This window comes from Lysobacter sp. 5GHs7-4 (assembly GCF_021284765.1).
Lineage (GTDB): Bacteria > Pseudomonadota > Gammaproteobacteria > Xanthomonadales > Xanthomonadaceae > Lysobacter.
In genome coordinates this window covers 1,256,724-1,272,229 of sequence record NZ_CP089924.1, presented here as the reverse complement: position 1 = coordinate 1,272,229, position 15,506 = coordinate 1,256,724, and the positions used below count along the sequence as shown (strand labels likewise).

Sequence of the window (15,506 nt, the reverse complement as noted above, 5' to 3'; positions counted from 1 at the left end):
GCCCGATCCGGTATTGGTGAGTCCTGCATGTCCGCGACGTTCGAACCGCTAGGCAAATCGTTCCCGCGGCCCACCCTGGCGTCCGCGGCGATGCCCAAGCGCGTGCGGCGGGTGCTCGAGCACCTGTACGCCCTGGTCTCCGACGAGATGGCGCGCGCGCTGGACCTGATGCTGATCGAGTACGAGCAGCAGCTGTTCCGCCAGGCCGACCAGGCGCGCAACGCCAGCCTGCAGTCGGTGTACCTGGAAACCCTGCGCCTGGTGCGCTTGAACCGCGTCGACCTGGTGCCGCGCTATCTGGTCGGGTTGGAGACCGCGCTGACCAAGGTGCGCGAGCCGGTGGCGACGCCCGACGATCCGCAGGCCCTGCCGACCTTCCGCGACCTGCGCCTGGTCGAGGACACCGAGATCGACGAGCACACCGCCTTGCGCGCGATCGCCACCCGCCAGGAAGCCCGCGCAGGCCTGCCGCTGATGCTGCTGGGCCAGCGCTTCGGCGTGCTCGCCGGCGCGCCCGCCTACGACGCCGAGCGCCTGCCGCTGGGGCCGCACAGCCTGGGCCGGATCCTGGCCGAGGCCTGCTCGGTGCTGCAGATCGGCCAGGAAGCCAAGCTGGACCTGTACCGCGTCTACGACCAGCACGTGATGACCGGCTACGCGCAGTTGGTGGAAACTATGAACGCGCTGCTGGCGCGCGAGAACGTGCTGCCCAGCCTGTCGTTCGTGCCGATCCGCGCGCGCCCGACCGCGCAGAACGTCGAACGCGGCGAGGATCCGCGCCGCGAACGCGACGACAACGGCCGCACCCCGCGCGGCGCACGGCCCTACACCGCCTGGACCGGCCAGGCCGATGCCGCCGCGGTCGCCGCCGGCGGCGACGAGCAAGGCGACTACGCCTCGCTGCAGCAACTGCTGTCCGGGCGCCGCGACCTGCTCGGCAAACTGCGCCCCGGCGCGCAAGCGGCGGCGCGCCCGTCGCTGGCCACCCACGACCTCATCGACGCGCTGCGCACGCTGCAGGCCGCGCCCGCGCAGGCCGCGCCGGCGCAGCGCAGCGTCGCCGACCTGCGCCAGACCCTGCTGGCCCAGGCCCGCCAGCAACGCGGCGAAGCGGCGACGCTGTCGCGCGAGGACAGCGACGCCTTCGAACTGCTGGACCTGTTCTACGGCGAGATCGAGCGGGAGCTGCGCGGCGACGCCGGTACCAGCGGCCTGCTCGGGCGCCTGCAGGTGCCGTTGCTGCGGCTGGCGCTGCAGGACCGCGCCTTCTTCGTGCGCAGCCAGCATCCGGCGCGGCAGCTGTTGAACGCCGTCGCCGAAGCCGGCGCCAACTGGATCCCGAAAGAAGAATCCGACCCGCAGCTCAACGACCAGCTGCGGCGCGCGGTCGATCACGTGGTCGAGCACTACGACGGCGACGCCGGGGTGTTCGAGGCCGCCAACCAGAGCCTGCAGGACCACCTGCGCGCGATGGCGCGCAAGGCCGAGGTGGCCGAACGCCGCCACGTCGAGGCCGCGCGCGGCAAGGAAAAACTGGAAATGGCCAAGCACCAGGCCAGCGACGCCATCCAAGCCGCGGTGCACGGCCAGTCGCTGCCCAAGTTCGTGCAGGCGCTGCTGAGCCAGGCCTGGTCCGACGTGCTGACCCTGACCCTGCTGCGCCACGGCGAGGACTCGGACGAATGGCGTCGCCAGGTCGAAGCGACCCGGCAGATCGTCGCCGCCAACGTGGTCGGCGCCAGCGAGCGCGCGCCCGGCGGCCTGGACGGCGACATCGAGCATGCGCTGACGCTGGTGGGCTACCACGCCGACGAGGCCAACGCGATCTCGCGCCAGCTCACCGTCGGCGCCGCGGCCGCCAACGACGACGTCGCCTCGCGCACCGAACTGGCGATGAAGCTCAAGGCGCGCGCGCGTCTGGGCGAGGACGGCGTCACGGCCAAGCGCGACCTGCCGCCGCGCAGCGAGCAGGAACAGGCCTGCTGGGAGCACATCCGCACCCTGCCCTTCGGCACCTGGTTCGAATTCGTGACCAACCAACAGGGCGACGCGGTGCGCAGACGGCTGTCGTGGTTCAGCACCATCACCGACAACGCCCTGTTCGTGAACCAGCGCGGCCAGCGCATCGGCGAACAGTCGCTGGACAGCCTGGCGCGGATGATGGCGCACGGCCAGGCGCGCGTGGTCACTGCCGAGAAGGGCCGCCTCGTCGACCGGGCCTGGAACGCCGCGCTTAGCGTGCTGCGCGGCTTCGTCGCCGGCGGCCAGAAGAACGAGGAGGCGCAGGCATGAGCGAGGAATTCCGCCGCGTGCGCCGCCGCCGCGTCAACGACACCGTGCAGGTCGTCGACACCATGACTGACGTGGTGATCGGCCAGCTCAGCAATTTGTCCGAGACCGGAATGCTGCTGATCGCCAACACGCCGCTGGCCGACGATGCCCTGTACCAGTTGCGCTTCAGTCTGCGCGACGCGCCACACCACACCTCGCCGATCGAGGTCGGCGCGCACCTGCTGTGGCAAGACCGCACCAGCATGCCCGGCCAGACCTGGACCGGCTTCCGCTTCATCACCATGCTGGAAAGCGAGATGCTGCAGCTGCGGCAGTGGTTGGACTCGCCGGGCGGCACTTACGAATAAACGCACTCGCGTCGTCGCCATGGCGCGATAGTGCGGCTCGCTCGGTTCGCCGCATCCTACGTTCCCGTGAATCGACGAAGTAGGATGCGGTGACAACCGCATCGTCGCCATGCCCAATACCGACCACTCCACGTGGTCGCGCCGCACCTTCACTTTCGCGATCGCGGCTTACGCCGCTCCCACAGAAAGCGACCGCTCCACCTGTAGGAGCGGCACACGCCGCGTCCGCGTACTGAGCAACGACGCTAGCCGCAGATCCTCCACAGGCGCTAGCTCTAGCCGTTGCCGTTGCCGTTGCAGTTGCCGTTGCAGTTGCCGTTGCAGTTGCAGTTGCCGTTGCAGTTGCAGTTGCAGTTGCAGTTGCAGTTGCAGTTGCAGTTGCAGTTGCAGTTGAGTTTGCTCCGGCATTGAAGTCCATTGGTCCGAAGCCACACGACCATTCCCAGACCCGAAGGGCGGCGCGCAGGACGCGCGCCGTTTTTCGATAAGACAGGGATGTCTTATCGAAAAATCCCGGCGCAAGAACCGAAACCACACGGGAGCTCTGGGCTCAGACCCTTCTCTTTGGTTACTTTCTCTTGGGTCAGCAAGAGAAAGTGACCCGCATGCGCAGCAGGCGGAAGCCTTTGACCTTCGGTCGGAAGAAGCGAAGACAATAGCAAGAGCAAATCCTCCCCAACCCGCCCGGCCAACAGGCACGGCCTGTTGTCGTTCACCCGTGCACGAACCTGCGGTTCGTAAACGCACGGCCTCACCCTTTGTCAAAGGAGGGAGCTAAAAGCGCGACGCCGGAGTTTGGAGGCTATCGGAGCCGGACAGGCGCGGTAACCAGGATTCGCGGTCGCGGCTCACGCCGCTCCTACCCCAAAGCGCGGAACGCAGACTCGGCTTCAACGCCGATGGAACGGCACCGGCTCGGGCTGATGCAGCGCATAGCCCTGCGCATAGTCGACGCCCATCGCCCCCAACTCCAGCAGGATTTCGTCGCTGGTCACCCACTCGGCGATCACCTTCAGACCGCGCTGGTGGCCGATGTCGGTCACCGCCTTGACGATCGCATGGCTCATCGGATCGGTGAGCAGATCGCGGATGAAGGCGCCGTCGATCTTGATGATGTCCACCGGCAGATTCTTCAAATAGCCGAACGAGGACATGCCGGCGCCGAAGTCGTCCAGCGCGAAACGGCAGCCGACCGCGCGCAGGCGCTCGATGAAACGTGCGACCTGAGCCAGGTTGCGCACAGCCACCGTCTCGGTGATCTCGAAGCAGACCCGCTCCGGCGCCACCGCATGGCGCGTGAGCAGCTCCAGGATCAGGTCGGCCAGCGTCTCATCCTCGATGCTGGCGCCGGAGAGATTGATCGTGGCCGTGCGCAACAGCTCGCCCGACGGATGCAGACGGTTGAAGTTGGCCAGCGCGGTCTCGATCACCCAGCGGTCGATCATCGGCATCAGGCCGTAGCGCTCGGCGGCAGGAATGAAGGCGCCGGGCACCACCAGCCGCCCTTGCTCGTCGCGGAAGCGCAACAGCAGCTCCAGATGCAGCCCCGACTCGGCCTGCGGCGACAGCGGCCACACCTCCTGGTACTTGAGCAGCAGGCGGCCCTCGTCGATCGCCCAGCGCAGCCGGTTGGCCCACTCCATCTCGCTGCGCCGGCGCGCGGCGTTGTCGTCGTGCTCGGAATAGAAATGCACGCGGTTGCGGCCGCTTTCCTTGGCCATGTAGCAGGCGGTGTCGGCCTGCGACAGCAGATCCTTCAAGGTCACGTTGGGGCGGTCGAGCATCACGCCGCCGATGCTGGCGGTGATGGTGTAGGTGCGCTGCTCCCACACGAACACGTAGCCGTCGATGTGTTCGCGCAGGCGCTCGGCGACCAGCGCCGCGCCGGCCTGATCGTGGACCTCGGTAGCCAGCACGCCGAACTCGTCGCCGCCCAGACGCGCGAGCACGTCGCCGCCGCGCAGGTGCGTGCTCATCATCGTCGCCAGTTGGCTGAGCAACTGGTCGCCGGCGACGTGGCCGGAGGTGTCGTTGATCAGCTTGAACTGATCCAGATCGATGTACAGCAGCGCGCACGGCGGTCCGCCCGCGGCCACGGCCGCCAGCACGCGCTCGATGCGGCGCTCGAACTCGCGCCGGTTGTACAACTCGGTCAGGGTGTCGTGGCTGGCCTGGTAGGTCAGCAGCTCGGTCAGCTGGCGCTGCTCGGAGATGTCGGAGGCCACCATCAGCAGCCGCGAATGCCCCTCCAGCACCACGTTGGTGATCGAGACGTTGGCCCAGAAGCGATCGCCGTTGACGCTGCGCAGCATCGCCTCGGCGTTGGCGCAGTCGACCAGGTCGGCGGCGCGCAGCTTGTCGCGCAGCAGTTCGTCCTCGAACAGCTCCGGCAGCGGCACCTCGTACACGGTCTCGCCCAGGCGCGCGCGCGAGGCCTGGTTGGCGTAGGAGATGCGGCCGTCGTCGCGGCGCGCCAGCAGCACCAGCGCGGGCAACAGTTCGTTGAGCGCGCGGAAACGTTCCTCGCTCTCGCGATAGCGCCGGCTCATGCGCGAGCCCAGCTCCAGCGCGAGCCGGCGCGTGCGCGCGACCGACCATACCAGCAGCGCCAGCAGCACGCTGGCCAGCAGACCGGGCAGAAGCGCGCTCACGCGCTGCACCGACGCGGTCGCGACCGGCGTCAGCGCATGCATGCGTACGCGCCAGCGCCGCCCGCCGTAGTCGATCTCGCGTTCGAAGCGGTAACCGGTGGGCGACGTCGGTGGCGCGCCGGTGGCGAACAGCGGAATCGCGCCCTCCGTGATGTCGACCACCTCCACGTGCAGGTCTCGGCGGGCGTCTTCGCCCAGGCTGTTTTCGATCAGGCGCCCGGAGTGGAACGAGATCGCGATGGACCCGCGCATGCGCGCCCGCCTCTCGTCCTGGTTCAACGGCGGCGGGCCGGGCGAGAACACCGGCAGGCGCATGGTCACGCCGTCGCGGCGCGCGTCGGCGTCGCCCTGCTGGGCCAGCCGGAACGGCGCCGACAACACCGCTTGGTCGCTGTCGCGCGAGGCCAGCACGCCGACCAGATTGCTGGGCTGCTGATTCACGTCCAGCCCCAGCACGCGCTGATTCTCGGGCAAGGGCGCGGCCAGTTCGGTGATGTAGTGGTCGCCGTCCACCTGCGCCTCGCGGCGCGAGTAGGCCATCGCCTGCAGGCTGGGGAAACGTTCGCGCGGACGCACGTTGGCGTAGAGATTGGCGAATTCCTGCGCGGTGACGTTGTCCGAGGTCAGGAACAGGGTCTGCACCGAGCGCAGCAGCAGCTCGCAGGCCTGCAGCCGGTCGGCGATGGCGTGATAGCTGCGCTGGGCGTTGCTTTCCAGCGCGGTGGTGCGGTCGTCGACCAGGCGCCGCTGCTGCGCGCCGCCCAACCAAAGAGTCAGGGCCACGCCGAACGCCAGCGCCAACAAGCTCCAGGCCCAGGCCGGTATGCCCAGGGGCGAAATGCGTTCGGGCGCGCCCACGGGCGGCAGCTCGGCACGGGCGAAGCCGCGTGCGCTGTCCGCCGAGCCGGCCTGCGAGGACGTAGAGAGCGCGTCGAAATCCCTGGACGTCCGCAAGAGACCCTCCCTGATGTCCCACGATCCGGCGATCCTATACCGACGCCGCCTCGACCTGCTTCGACGTTGCGTTCACGCGTCGTGAGAGTGTGACGGCCTAGTACTTCGCCTCGCCGCCCCACGACCGGAGCGTTTACCTGACCCCATACGAATGCGGGCACGGTCAGCGGCCACGGATCGCGCGCCCTGCGGGTGCGATCGGCGGTTGGGGCCGGCGTTCAGAAACAGACGCGGGCCACGGCCGTTGTCGACACGTCGCTGCGGCCGGCCTCGGTACGACCGGCCCGGACCCGTCGCCGAGCCGCGGATCGCTGCGCGCGCTCAGCCGTCGAGGGGCCCGCAGGCGTCCCAGCCCTGCGGCGTGCCGGCGGTGGAGTCGCCGCTGAAGTTCTCGCGCAGCGTGCTTTGCGCCCACTCGTCGGCTTCGGCGCGCTGAGCCGGGCTGAGGCTGGCTTCGGCCAGCGCGAGTTGGCGGTCGATCTGGGCGACGCGGAAGCTCTCCGCGCCCAGGCGATAGAGCTTGAGGTAGCGGTAGTGCCGGTTCACGTCGGTGCCGACCAGTCCGGCCAGCAGGGTTTGCGCACCGGGCTCGTAGGCGCCCCGCAGCAGATCCACCACGCGCCAGTCGCCGGCGGCCAGGCCGCTCTCGATCAGGCGCGTCGCCTCGCGGCGGTAGGCGCTCAGCGCGCCTGGCTGCTTGAGCAGGCCGCGCGGATCGTACAAGGGGCCGCGGCTGAGGTAGCACGCACGCGCATCGGCGTCGCCCAGGCGCGCGGCCTGGGCCAGGTTCGCGTTCAAGGTGTCGAGTATCTCGTCGCCGACGCCCTCGCACAGCGCCCGTCCTTCGTCGACGCCGCGTTGCCGAATCGCGGCGGTGTCGAGCAAGGCCTGGTAGGTGCGCAACTGCGCCGCGCTCAGGTTCTCGGTCTTTTGTTCGGTGAGATTATGGGTGTTGCGCATCGTCGACCATTCGACCGCGCGCTGGCGGCTGCAACGGCTGAGATCGCGCAGCAGCCGCGCCGCGGCGCGGCCGTCGCCGGCGTTCGCCTGCGCCTGCAGCTGCGCGTACACCGACTTGAGCGGCGCGCCCAACGGCGGCAGCCGCGCCCCGCGATCGAAGTTCAGCGAGGCCTGGGCGACCATGGCCAGGTTGCTGCCCGGTGCTCCGCCGATCGGCTGCTCGGTCGCCGCGGCCGACATCAGCGGCGCGGCCGTGCTCGCGGCTTCCTTGCGGCCGAACAGATAGGCACCGACGATGGCCGCCAGGGCCAGAACCGCCAGAAACAGTAGTCGATAGTGGCTCATGTCGAAGCCTTGCGCGCTGGGGCCGGCATGCGCCGGATCGGGTGGCCGATTCGTGGCGAAAGCCGCGAGGATCGTGGCGAAAAAGCGCTCATGCCTGAGGCCCGGCGAAGGAACACGGGTCCCAGCCGGGCGCAGTCGACTCCGTCGAATTGCTGCTGCCGAACTGATTCTGGAAGGTTTCCTGCGCCCACCGGTCGGCATCGGCGCGCTGCTCCGGTCGGATCCGCGCGGCGGCCAGCGCCAGCTTCCGATCCATGTCGGCGGCGCGGCCGTGCTGCGCACCCAGGCGGTAAAGCTTGAGGTAGCGGTAGTACTGCACCGCATCGGGCCCTAATGCCCCTGCGAGCATGCCGTCGGCACCCGGCTCGTACGAGCGGCGCAGGATGTCCACCACCTTCCAGTCGCCGGCGGCCATGCCGGCGTCCATCAGCGGTTTGACGCCGTTGCGGTACTCCTGGATCCATTCGGGATGACGCATGAGCCCGCGTGCGTCGTAGCCGGGCCCGCTGGAGAGATAGCAGGCGCGCGCATGCTCTTCGCCCAGTTGCGCCGCCTTTTGCAAGCTCGACAGTTGCGAATCCAGCATGCCGCGCTCGAGCCCCTCGCAGAGCGAACGGGTCTTCTGGATGGCTTGCTTATGCGATTCCACCGCCTCCAACTGCACCCGATAGCGCTCCAGCGCCTGCGCGCTGGTCCCGTCGATCTTATCGGCCAGCGTCTCGTCGGCGGCCCGCGTCAGGAACCATTCCAGGTTGTCGAAGCCGGCGCAGGTACGCAGGTCCTGGTACAGGCGCGTGGCCGCCGCGACATCGCCGGCATCGGCGCGCGAGCGCAGCTCGTTGAAGATCCGCTTCAAGGGCACATCGCGTGCCGGCAGCGAGGCGGTGATCCGCACTGGATCGATCGCGACGACACTGGCTCCGGCCTGCGGCCCGCGAGCGGCGGCGATCGGCATGGCCGCCGCCGGCGCCACCGGGCTTTGGCCCCGCCCCAGGAAATAGGCGCCGGTCAGCGCGGCCAGTCCGGACAAGGCGATCAAGACGTAGCGAAATTGCATTCCCGAATCCACTCCAGAGCCGCCACAGGCGCGGGCTGCGGGACTGCAGGGCGGCCTCTCGCGAAGCCGCCCTGCTTACCGCCGAACCATTACTGGTACGGAGAACCGTCCCGCACGTAGGCGGCGGCGGCAATGGCCGTGTCGCCCTGCAGGATCGCCTGGTTCTTGCCCGCGGCGGACGGCAATCCCACCTTCAGATTAACCGCACCCGACACCAGCGAGTCCAGCAACTGCGTCAGGATCGGCAGACCCAGGGCGATGTTGCCGCAGCCCTTGGCCGCCGGCACGGCGAAGGTATTGTCGACCAGGATGTTGCCGGTGTTCTGAAGGTAGGCGTACGGATCGTTGCCCACCTGGATGAAATCCAAGCTGCCCGGGCTGCCCGAGATCGGCGCGGTCGGCGCCGGCGGCGCGGTGGTGCCGGTTTGCAGCTTGACCACGACCGGGTTCTGCGCGGAACCGATGTAGCAGGAGTTGCCGAGGAACGGATTCTGCAGACGCACGCGCAGCGCCAGCCGCACCGCGGTCGGATCGCCGCCCCAGTTCGGGTTGAGCGCCGCGCCGAAATCGGTCTGTATCTGCTGCACCGGCTCCATCGTCGCGGTCACGTCGTTGACCGAATTGACCACGCTCCAGAACGCCTGCCACAGCGGCAGCGGCCAGTTCGGCGCCGGGTTGACGATGCCGAGCAGACCGCCCGGGACCTTGCCCGGCGGCGAGTTGAGCGTCGGCGCACCGACGGCCTCGAACAGCGGCGAGGGCTGAATACCGGTGATGCCGCCCTGCAGGACGATCGCTTTGTCGATCGGCAGCGTGGTGGTGCCGATAGTGAACGAGCCCGAGCTCGTCACGCTGTGCACGCAGGCGGTCCCTTCTTCCTGAAGGGGCGGCGTTTCGTACGGGCAAAACTGGAACTTCTCGAAACCCGGAGCCGGTGCCGCCGCCGTCGCGGCGGGCGTGACGACGGCTCCGACCAACGCCGTGGCAAGGGCCGTGTATAGCAATGCCTTGGACATGATGAACTCCTGAATCTAAGGGAGAATGCTGATCTGCGCCCGGCGGACGCCCGTCCGCCGCCTGTTGGCGATCGCCGCATCGCCGGCCATCGCTGCATGCGCCGGTTCGATCGAGCCCCATCCAACCGGAGGGGCCCGATGCCGCGCCCCAGCGCCTTCGATGCCGTCCATCTAGAACGCTGCATCAGGCGCGCGGATCGCACGCCCGATGCAGCGGATGGCTAGGCGGTTGCTTCAGCGACATCCCCGCGTCGCTCGGCATCCGTGCCGAGCGACGAGGCGATTCGCGTTCGACTTACATGTAGCGAAGCGGAACGTTGGCCGTCAGCGTCGAGGTGGACCGCACGTTGGTGCACGGCGACGGCGGCGGCAGGAACTGCGCGGTGAAGGTGAAGGTGGCGTTGGTCGCCGTGTTGTTGAGGCTGTTGAGCGTGCCGGTGGCGACACCGCCCGTGCACACGCGCGCCGGCGTGTTGAAGCGGACCTGGATCGCGTTCGGGTAGGAGGTTCCGCCGATCGTCACGGCCGAACTCGCCGCGCCCGAGCCCGCGCCGGGGGACACGCCCCAGCTCAGGTTCTCCGCCGTCACGTTGCCCGTGCAGGCCGCGCCGCCGGTGAAGGTGGCGCTGGCGATCGACGCCGTGCCGCCGGACAGCTGCATGTTGAAGGTGGCGCTGGAACACGGAACCGCGATACCCGAGACCGTAGCGGTGGTGCTGCCGGTGAAGGTCACGTACGTGCCGGCGGGCGTGGTGTTCACCCAGGCGCTACCGTTCCAGTACTCCCAACCGGCGAACGCCGGCGCCGACACGAGCGTGCCCGCCGCGATCAGGGAGGCGAGAAGGGTGGCTTTGAACTTGGTCATCGTATTGCTCCACAGTCGATTATCGAAATCCCCGAACGCGAAGCGCGCGGAGGTCGTGCCACGGGGGGAAGGCAAGTGCCGTGGCGGCACCGAACCGAGGTGCACCGAACATCAGCCTGTTCGAACTCTTGCTCTCATTCGCCAGAGCGCTGAAACAGATGCGTCCTTGGTCTGTATCGACCGCCCGACGGGTGCGGGCGGTGGATGGGATGGAACCCGACGGGTCGAAACCTCAACTCAGAAGAACCCCTTTCGGATCGAGAGTCCGAAGATGCGCGGGTCCTGCAGGAACACGTTCGAGGTCAGGCCGCTGTCGTCGCTGTTGAGGAACGTGCCGGTGATCGCCTCGCCGTCCAGCGCGTTCTTGACGTACAGCTGCACGGTCAGGTTTTGCTCGGGCTTGTACCAGGTCAGCGACAGGTTGACGTTGCCCCAGTCGTGCAGGCGGTCGATCCGGTCCTGATAGACGCGGGCCCAGCTCTTGCCCTGGTAGTAGAAGTCCGCGCGCAGGGTCAGGTCGCTTTCGGCCAACGCGAAGGTGTACTGCGGGCTGAGGCTGACGGTGATCTTCGGCGCGTTCGGCAACTCGTGGCCGCCCACGTTCTTGGCGAATCCGGCGCCGCCGTTGGGCGCGTCGATTTCCGGATTGTAAAAAGCACCGCCCAGCAACCAGGCATTATCGCCGGGGCCGCCATTAAGGCCGCGATCCTGGGTGAAGCCGCCCAGGCCGGTGGGCAGATTGACGGTGCAGAAGCTGTTCAGATAGTTGGCCAAGCTGCTCTCGTCGAAGATCTGGTAGAAGTTCTCGAAGAACCGCTCCACCATCGCCTTCGGCGCGATGCAGTTCGACGCCAGCTGCATCCACGGCCGCACCACCACCCAGTCCGGATTGCCCGCCGTGCGATCCATCACGTCGATGGAATACTGGTTGGCGCCGATGCGCGTGCGCAACAGGCCGACGTTGCCGCTGAGCTGGAACTGCGAGTTCGGCCGCCACACGGCCTCGATCTCGGCGCCCCAGGTCTTGGCGTCGAAGTTCTCGTTGACCGTTTGCCGGTCGATGATCTGCGAGACCTGATAGCCCTTGTAGTCGTTGTAGAAGGCGGTGGCGTTGAGGATGAAGCGGCCGCCGCCCATCACGTTCTTCATGCCGACTTCCAGGGCGTTGACGTACTCGGCCTTGAAGCGCGGATCCTTGGGAATGAAGGACAGCACCTCCGGATTGGCGCCGATGCCCGGGGAGTTGGTGCCGCCGGCCTTGTAGCCGCGCGACAGGGAGGCGTAGACCATGGTGCTGTCGGTGAAGGACAGGTCCGGCGACCAGTCCAGCACCAGGCGCCCGGTCGGCTCGTTCCAGGTCTGCTGGATCTTGCCGGAGGCCGGATAGCCGTAGCCCACGAAGCCGCCGCCCAGCAGCGGGAAGTCCGGGTCCGTCGAGTTCGCCAGCAGCAACTGGCTCGGCACGGGCGTGGTGGTCTTGACGTCGCGCGTCCAGCGCAGGCCGGCGGTCAGCTTCCACTTGTCGTTGATCTGCCAATAGCCCTCGCCGAACACCGCCGACGAGCGGGTGGTGGCGATGTTGCGGCTACGGAAGTAGTTGTGGCCCTGGCCGTTGATGGAGCCCAACGGATTCGGGTCGATGTACACGCACGGAAAATGCCTTCCGAAGAAGTCAGTCTCCACCGAAAGTGCCGTCCCTGGCGAACAAGTGGCTGGACTCAGCACACCGCCTCTTCCGTTGAAAAAGTTCTGCGCAGCCGCGGTAAACAGGTTGCTGAAGACGTAGTAGCTTTCGTCGATCTTGAATTCCAGGTAGTTCGCGCCGACGCTGAAGTTGAACGGCCCGTCGTACGAGGACTGCAGGCGGAACTCCTGCGACCACTGCCGGCTGTCGGCATCGACCAGGTCGACCAGCAACAGGCGGTCGGAGCAGCCCAGCTGCGGATCGCAGAACACGCCGCCGGGCGTCAGCGGGTAGGCCGGAACCAGATTGCCGTCCGGGTCGAACTGCACCACCTTGTTCGAATCGGTGAAGATCGGGTTGGACTGGAAGCGCCCGTAGTCCTGGGTGGAGTAGTACTGATCGCGGGTGTACAGCGACTGCGACACCAGGTTCAGGTGATCGCCGATGCCGACATCGAAGTTGAACTGCAGGACGTCGTTGGTGGCTTCGAACTTGGGGTCGTAGCTGGTCGCGATCTCGCGCAGGTTGCGCGACTGCGTGACCCCGGAGTAGGGATCGACGCCTTGCGAGATCAGATACGCCGGATTGAACGTGTCCGCGAAGTAACCCAGGGCGCCCGCCGTGGTCTGCGCGGCCAGCACCGACGGCAGGCTGTTGCCGTTGGGCACGCCGAACGCGTCGTTGTCGTACAGCGATCCGTCCTTGCAGGCCTGGCTCAGGAAGCCGACATCGTTCGGCCGCAGGGTCACGTTGCCTATGGAGGTCGGACCCGCGTCGTTGTGGCACAGCTGCTTGCCGGTGCGCGAGCGCGAGTCCTCTTCCTGGAAGTGCTCCCACACCAGGCTGGCGTTGAAGCGGTCGCTGGGCGTGTAAGTGGCCGACAAGCGCGTGGACAGCAGATCGCGGTCGTTGATGTCCTTGCCGGTGACCGTGTTGTGGTCGTAGCCGTCGCGCTTGGTGTACTGGGTGGCCAGGCGCAGGGCGAAGGTATCGCTGAGCGGCACGTTGATCATGCCGTTGAAGCGTCGCGTGTCGTAGTTGCCGACCTCGGCCTTCACGTCCGCTTCGAAGCCGTCCGCGTTGGCCAGGTTGGGGATCATGTTGACCACGCCGGCGGTGGCGTTGCGTCCGTACAGCGTGCCCTGCGGGCCGCGCAGCACCTCGACCCGCTCGACGTCGAAATACTCCTGCTCGAACAGGCGATTGCGGATCATCGGCGTGCTGTTGAAGCTGATCGCCACGGCCGGATCGGTGGTCACCGACAAGGCCTGCGTGCCGATGCCGCGGATCTGGAAGTTGTAGCTGGCGAAATTGGTCTTGCTGAAGCTGACGTTCGGCGTCGCGGTGACCAGGTCGGCGCCGGTTTCGATCTTGCGGCTGCCCAGATCGTCGCCGCTGAAAGCGCTGATCGCGATCGGTACCTTCTGGATGTTCTCGACCTTCTTCTGCGCGGTGACGACGATGGTGTCGAGGTTGGTCGCCGCCTGCGCGCTGGCGGGGGCGGACTCGGGCGCCGTTTGCGGCTCCGCCGCGGAGGCCGCCGCCGGCTGCGTATCAGCGGTCCCCTCTGCGTTTCCCGGCGGCGCCGGGTCTGCGGGTTTTGGGTCGGCGGACGCCGGACTCCCGCCGGCGCTGCCATTGATCAGGATCGCGCCGGAGGCGCTGGTGGAGTATTGGAGGCCGGTGCCGGCGAGCAGTTCGTCCAGCGCCTGCAGCGCCGGCTTTTCGCCGCGCACCGCGCGATTGGTCTTGCCTACCGCGAGCTCGGGGGCGTAGAGCAGTTGCTGTCCGCTCTGGCGTGCGTATTCCGACAAGGCGGCGTCGAGCCGCTGCTGCGGGATATCGAACTTGGCGCTGACCGCGTCGCCGCGCGCATACGCGGTCAGGCACGGCAGCAAGGCCAGCAGCAGCACACAGGGTTTGAGTACACGTCTCGACAGTCCCTTCTGGTCACGCACTCGCATCGATTCCCCTCCGGTTGCGGGCCGCTCGCATGGCCTCGTCTCTATAGGGACGCAGCGCGTCCGAAAACCCGAACCCGTTTCGTCGATCTCGTCGCGCGAAGCGAAATCGCGGCCGAAAAACCGCGCTCAAACCCAGCAAAACGTTTTGCAGCGCAACAAGTACGCGCGTGCTTTTTGTTGCCGCGGTCGCCGCTCGCGCGTGCGCGCGAGGTCCGCGCATGGCCGATCGTCGCGGCGCATCGCTGCGCCGCGATCTGCAGAAAAAGGTGTGTGGAGCCTCAGCCGCGCTCGGGCGCGCGCGGCTTCAGCACGATGGCATCGCGCTGGCCTGGGGCGCGCTCGATCGGGAAATACGCGGTCACCGCATCGACGAAGGTATCGGTGTCGCCGGTGTTGAACGCGCCGCTGATCTTCAGCGCGGCCAGCCGCGTATCGCCGAGCACGATCTGGTCGCGCGAGTAGCGGTTGATCTCGGCCACCGCGTCGGCGAGGCTTTCGTTCTGGAACACGACCTGGCCGTGACGCCAGCTCACTTCCCGCTTCACATCGGCCGTGCGCACCTGCGGCGCGGTCGTCGCCAGCGCGACGAACTGCTGGCCCGGCTGCAGCTCGGAGGTCGGCGCGGCGGCGATCGCGGTCGGCTGCGCGCGTTCGCGGGTCACGCTGACGCGGCCTTCCAGCAAGGTCACCTCGAACAGGCGCTCGGACATGTGCACCTCGAACTCGGTGCCCAGCGCGGTCACCTGGCGTCCGTCGGCGGTGACGATGAAGGGGCGGCTGCGGTCCTTGGCCACCTTGAACAGGGCCTGCCCGCGTTCCAGCGTCACCGCGCGCGTGTTGCCCTCGTAATGCACGGAGATGCGGCTGTCGGTGTTCAGAGTGACCACCGAGCCGTCGTCCAGCGTGACCACCGAACGCTGGCCGACGCCGGTCTCGAAGGCGTTGCCGGCGATCGCGTCCTGCACGCCGCGCACCATCCGGCCCGGCGCGTCCGGGCGCAGGATCAACAGGCCGATGGCGGCCACCGCGAACAGCGACGCGGCGATCGAAACCCCGTAACTGCGCGCCGCGCACGACAGCCGGCCGCGCGAGGCGCGCGTCAGGGTCTCGCGCCGCAGCGCCAGCATTTCGGGGGCGTCGGAAAACGCCTGCGCCAGCGCGCGCGCCGATTCCACGCGACGGAACGCGGCAGCGTGGTCTTGCGAGCGTCCGCGCCAGGCTTCGAAGGCCGCGCGCAGGGTGCGCTCGCCGTCGCTGCCGGCGTCGGCGTCGTGCAGCACCTCGCTCCAGCGCGCGGCCGCCTCGTCGATATCGTCCGGCAGCGGGCCGGGCCCGACCGGGGTGGTGTTCCATTTCATACGGCGCCCCCCT

Annotated in this window: 10 protein-coding genes; 3 read left to right on the top strand and 7 right to left on the bottom strand. The window is 67.9% G+C overall.

Going from position 1 to position 15,506, the window contains the following annotated elements:
* The first annotated feature begins 27 nt into the window (after nucleotides 1-27).
* The 3 genes from LVB77_RS05470 to LVB77_RS21255 all read left to right on the top strand — a co-directional run bounded on the left by LVB77_RS05470 (nucleotide 28) and on the right by LVB77_RS21255 (nucleotide 3,050).
* Nucleotides 28-2,292 carry a DUF1631 domain-containing protein gene (locus LVB77_RS05470; protein WP_232909187.1) on the top strand — a complete coding sequence of 755 codons (2,265 nt, stop codon included), beginning with the start codon at nucleotides 28-30 and terminating at the stop codon, nucleotides 2,290-2,292.
* Nucleotides 2,289-2,639: a PilZ domain-containing protein gene (locus tag LVB77_RS05465; RefSeq protein ID WP_232909186.1), complete on the top strand. Its 351-nt coding sequence runs from the start codon at nucleotides 2,289-2,291 to the stop codon at nucleotides 2,637-2,639. The genes LVB77_RS05470 and LVB77_RS05465 overlap by 4 nt, the downstream gene beginning before the upstream one ends.
* A gap of 282 nt (nucleotides 2,640-2,921) precedes the next feature.
* Entirely contained in the window at nucleotides 2,922-3,050 is a 129-nt protein-coding gene (locus LVB77_RS21255) for a hypothetical protein (RefSeq protein ID WP_255700566.1), read from the top strand.
* 479 nt (nucleotides 3,051-3,529) lie between these two features.
* Here LVB77_RS21255 and LVB77_RS05460 read toward each other — a convergent pair whose 3' ends face one another.
* The 7 genes from LVB77_RS05460 to LVB77_RS05430 form a co-directional block, all read right to left on the bottom strand.
* Nucleotides 3,530-6,244, bottom strand: a complete 2,715-nt coding sequence (locus LVB77_RS05460; RefSeq protein ID WP_232909185.1) for an EAL domain-containing protein — start codon at nucleotides 6,242-6,244, stop codon at nucleotides 3,530-3,532.
* A gap of 321 nt (nucleotides 6,245-6,565) precedes the next feature.
* Nucleotides 6,566-7,549, bottom strand: a complete 984-nt coding sequence (locus LVB77_RS05455) for a hypothetical protein (RefSeq protein ID WP_232909184.1) — start codon at nucleotides 7,547-7,549, stop codon at nucleotides 6,566-6,568.
* A gap of 88 nt (nucleotides 7,550-7,637) precedes the next feature.
* On the bottom strand, nucleotides 7,638-8,606 hold the full coding sequence (locus LVB77_RS05450; RefSeq protein WP_232909183.1) for a hypothetical protein: 969 nt from the start codon (nucleotides 8,604-8,606) through the stop codon (nucleotides 7,638-7,640).
* An 89-nt stretch (nucleotides 8,607-8,695) separates the two neighbouring features.
* A complete protein-coding gene (locus LVB77_RS05445; RefSeq protein ID WP_232909182.1) occupies nucleotides 8,696-9,622 on the bottom strand; it encodes a hypothetical protein in 927 nt (308 codons plus the stop codon).
* Nucleotides 9,623-9,917: 295 nt separating this feature from the next.
* Nucleotides 9,918-10,487 carry a hypothetical protein gene (locus tag LVB77_RS05440; protein ID WP_232909181.1) on the bottom strand — a complete coding sequence of 190 codons (570 nt, stop codon included), beginning with the start codon at nucleotides 10,485-10,487 and terminating at the stop codon, nucleotides 9,918-9,920.
* Between the two features lie 237 nt (nucleotides 10,488-10,724).
* Nucleotides 10,725-14,135, bottom strand: coding sequence for a TonB-dependent receptor (locus LVB77_RS05435; protein WP_232909180.1), 3,411 nt, complete (start codon nucleotides 14,133-14,135; stop codon nucleotides 10,725-10,727).
* Between the two features lie 278 nt (nucleotides 14,136-14,413).
* Nucleotides 14,414-15,493 (bottom strand): FecR domain-containing protein, encoded by a 1,080-nt coding sequence (locus LVB77_RS05430; protein WP_232909179.1) that lies wholly within the window; start codon nucleotides 15,491-15,493, stop codon nucleotides 14,414-14,416.
* Between the last annotated feature and the right edge of the window lie 13 nt (nucleotides 15,494-15,506).

Bases quoted from the DNA above. Each gene is read 5' to 3' on its own strand.
- LVB77_RS05470 (WP_232909187.1), top strand. From the start codon at position 28: ATGTCCGCGACGTTCGAACCGCTAGGCAAATCGTTCCCGCGGCCCACC.
- LVB77_RS05465 (WP_232909186.1), top strand. From the start codon at position 2,289: ATGAGCGAGGAATTCCGCCGCGTGCGCCGCCGCCGCGTCAACGACACC.
- LVB77_RS05455 (WP_232909184.1), bottom strand. From the start codon at position 7,549: ATGAGCCACTATCGACTACTGTTTCTGGCGGTTCTGGCCCTGGCGGCC.
- LVB77_RS05450 (WP_232909183.1), bottom strand. From the start codon at position 8,606: ATGCAATTTCGCTACGTCTTGATCGCCTTGTCCGGACTGGCCGCGCTG.
- LVB77_RS05445 (WP_232909182.1), bottom strand. From the start codon at position 9,622: ATGTCCAAGGCATTGCTATACACGGCCCTTGCCACGGCGTTGGTCGGA.
- LVB77_RS05440 (WP_232909181.1), bottom strand. From the start codon at position 10,487: ATGACCAAGTTCAAAGCCACCCTTCTCGCCTCCCTGATCGCGGCGGGC.
- LVB77_RS05435 (WP_232909180.1), bottom strand. From the start codon at position 14,135: ATGCGAGTGCGTGACCAGAAGGGACTGTCGAGACGTGTACTCAAACCC.
- LVB77_RS05430 (WP_232909179.1), bottom strand. From the start codon at position 15,493: ATGAAATGGAACACCACCCCGGTCGGGCCCGGCCCGCTGCCGGACGAT.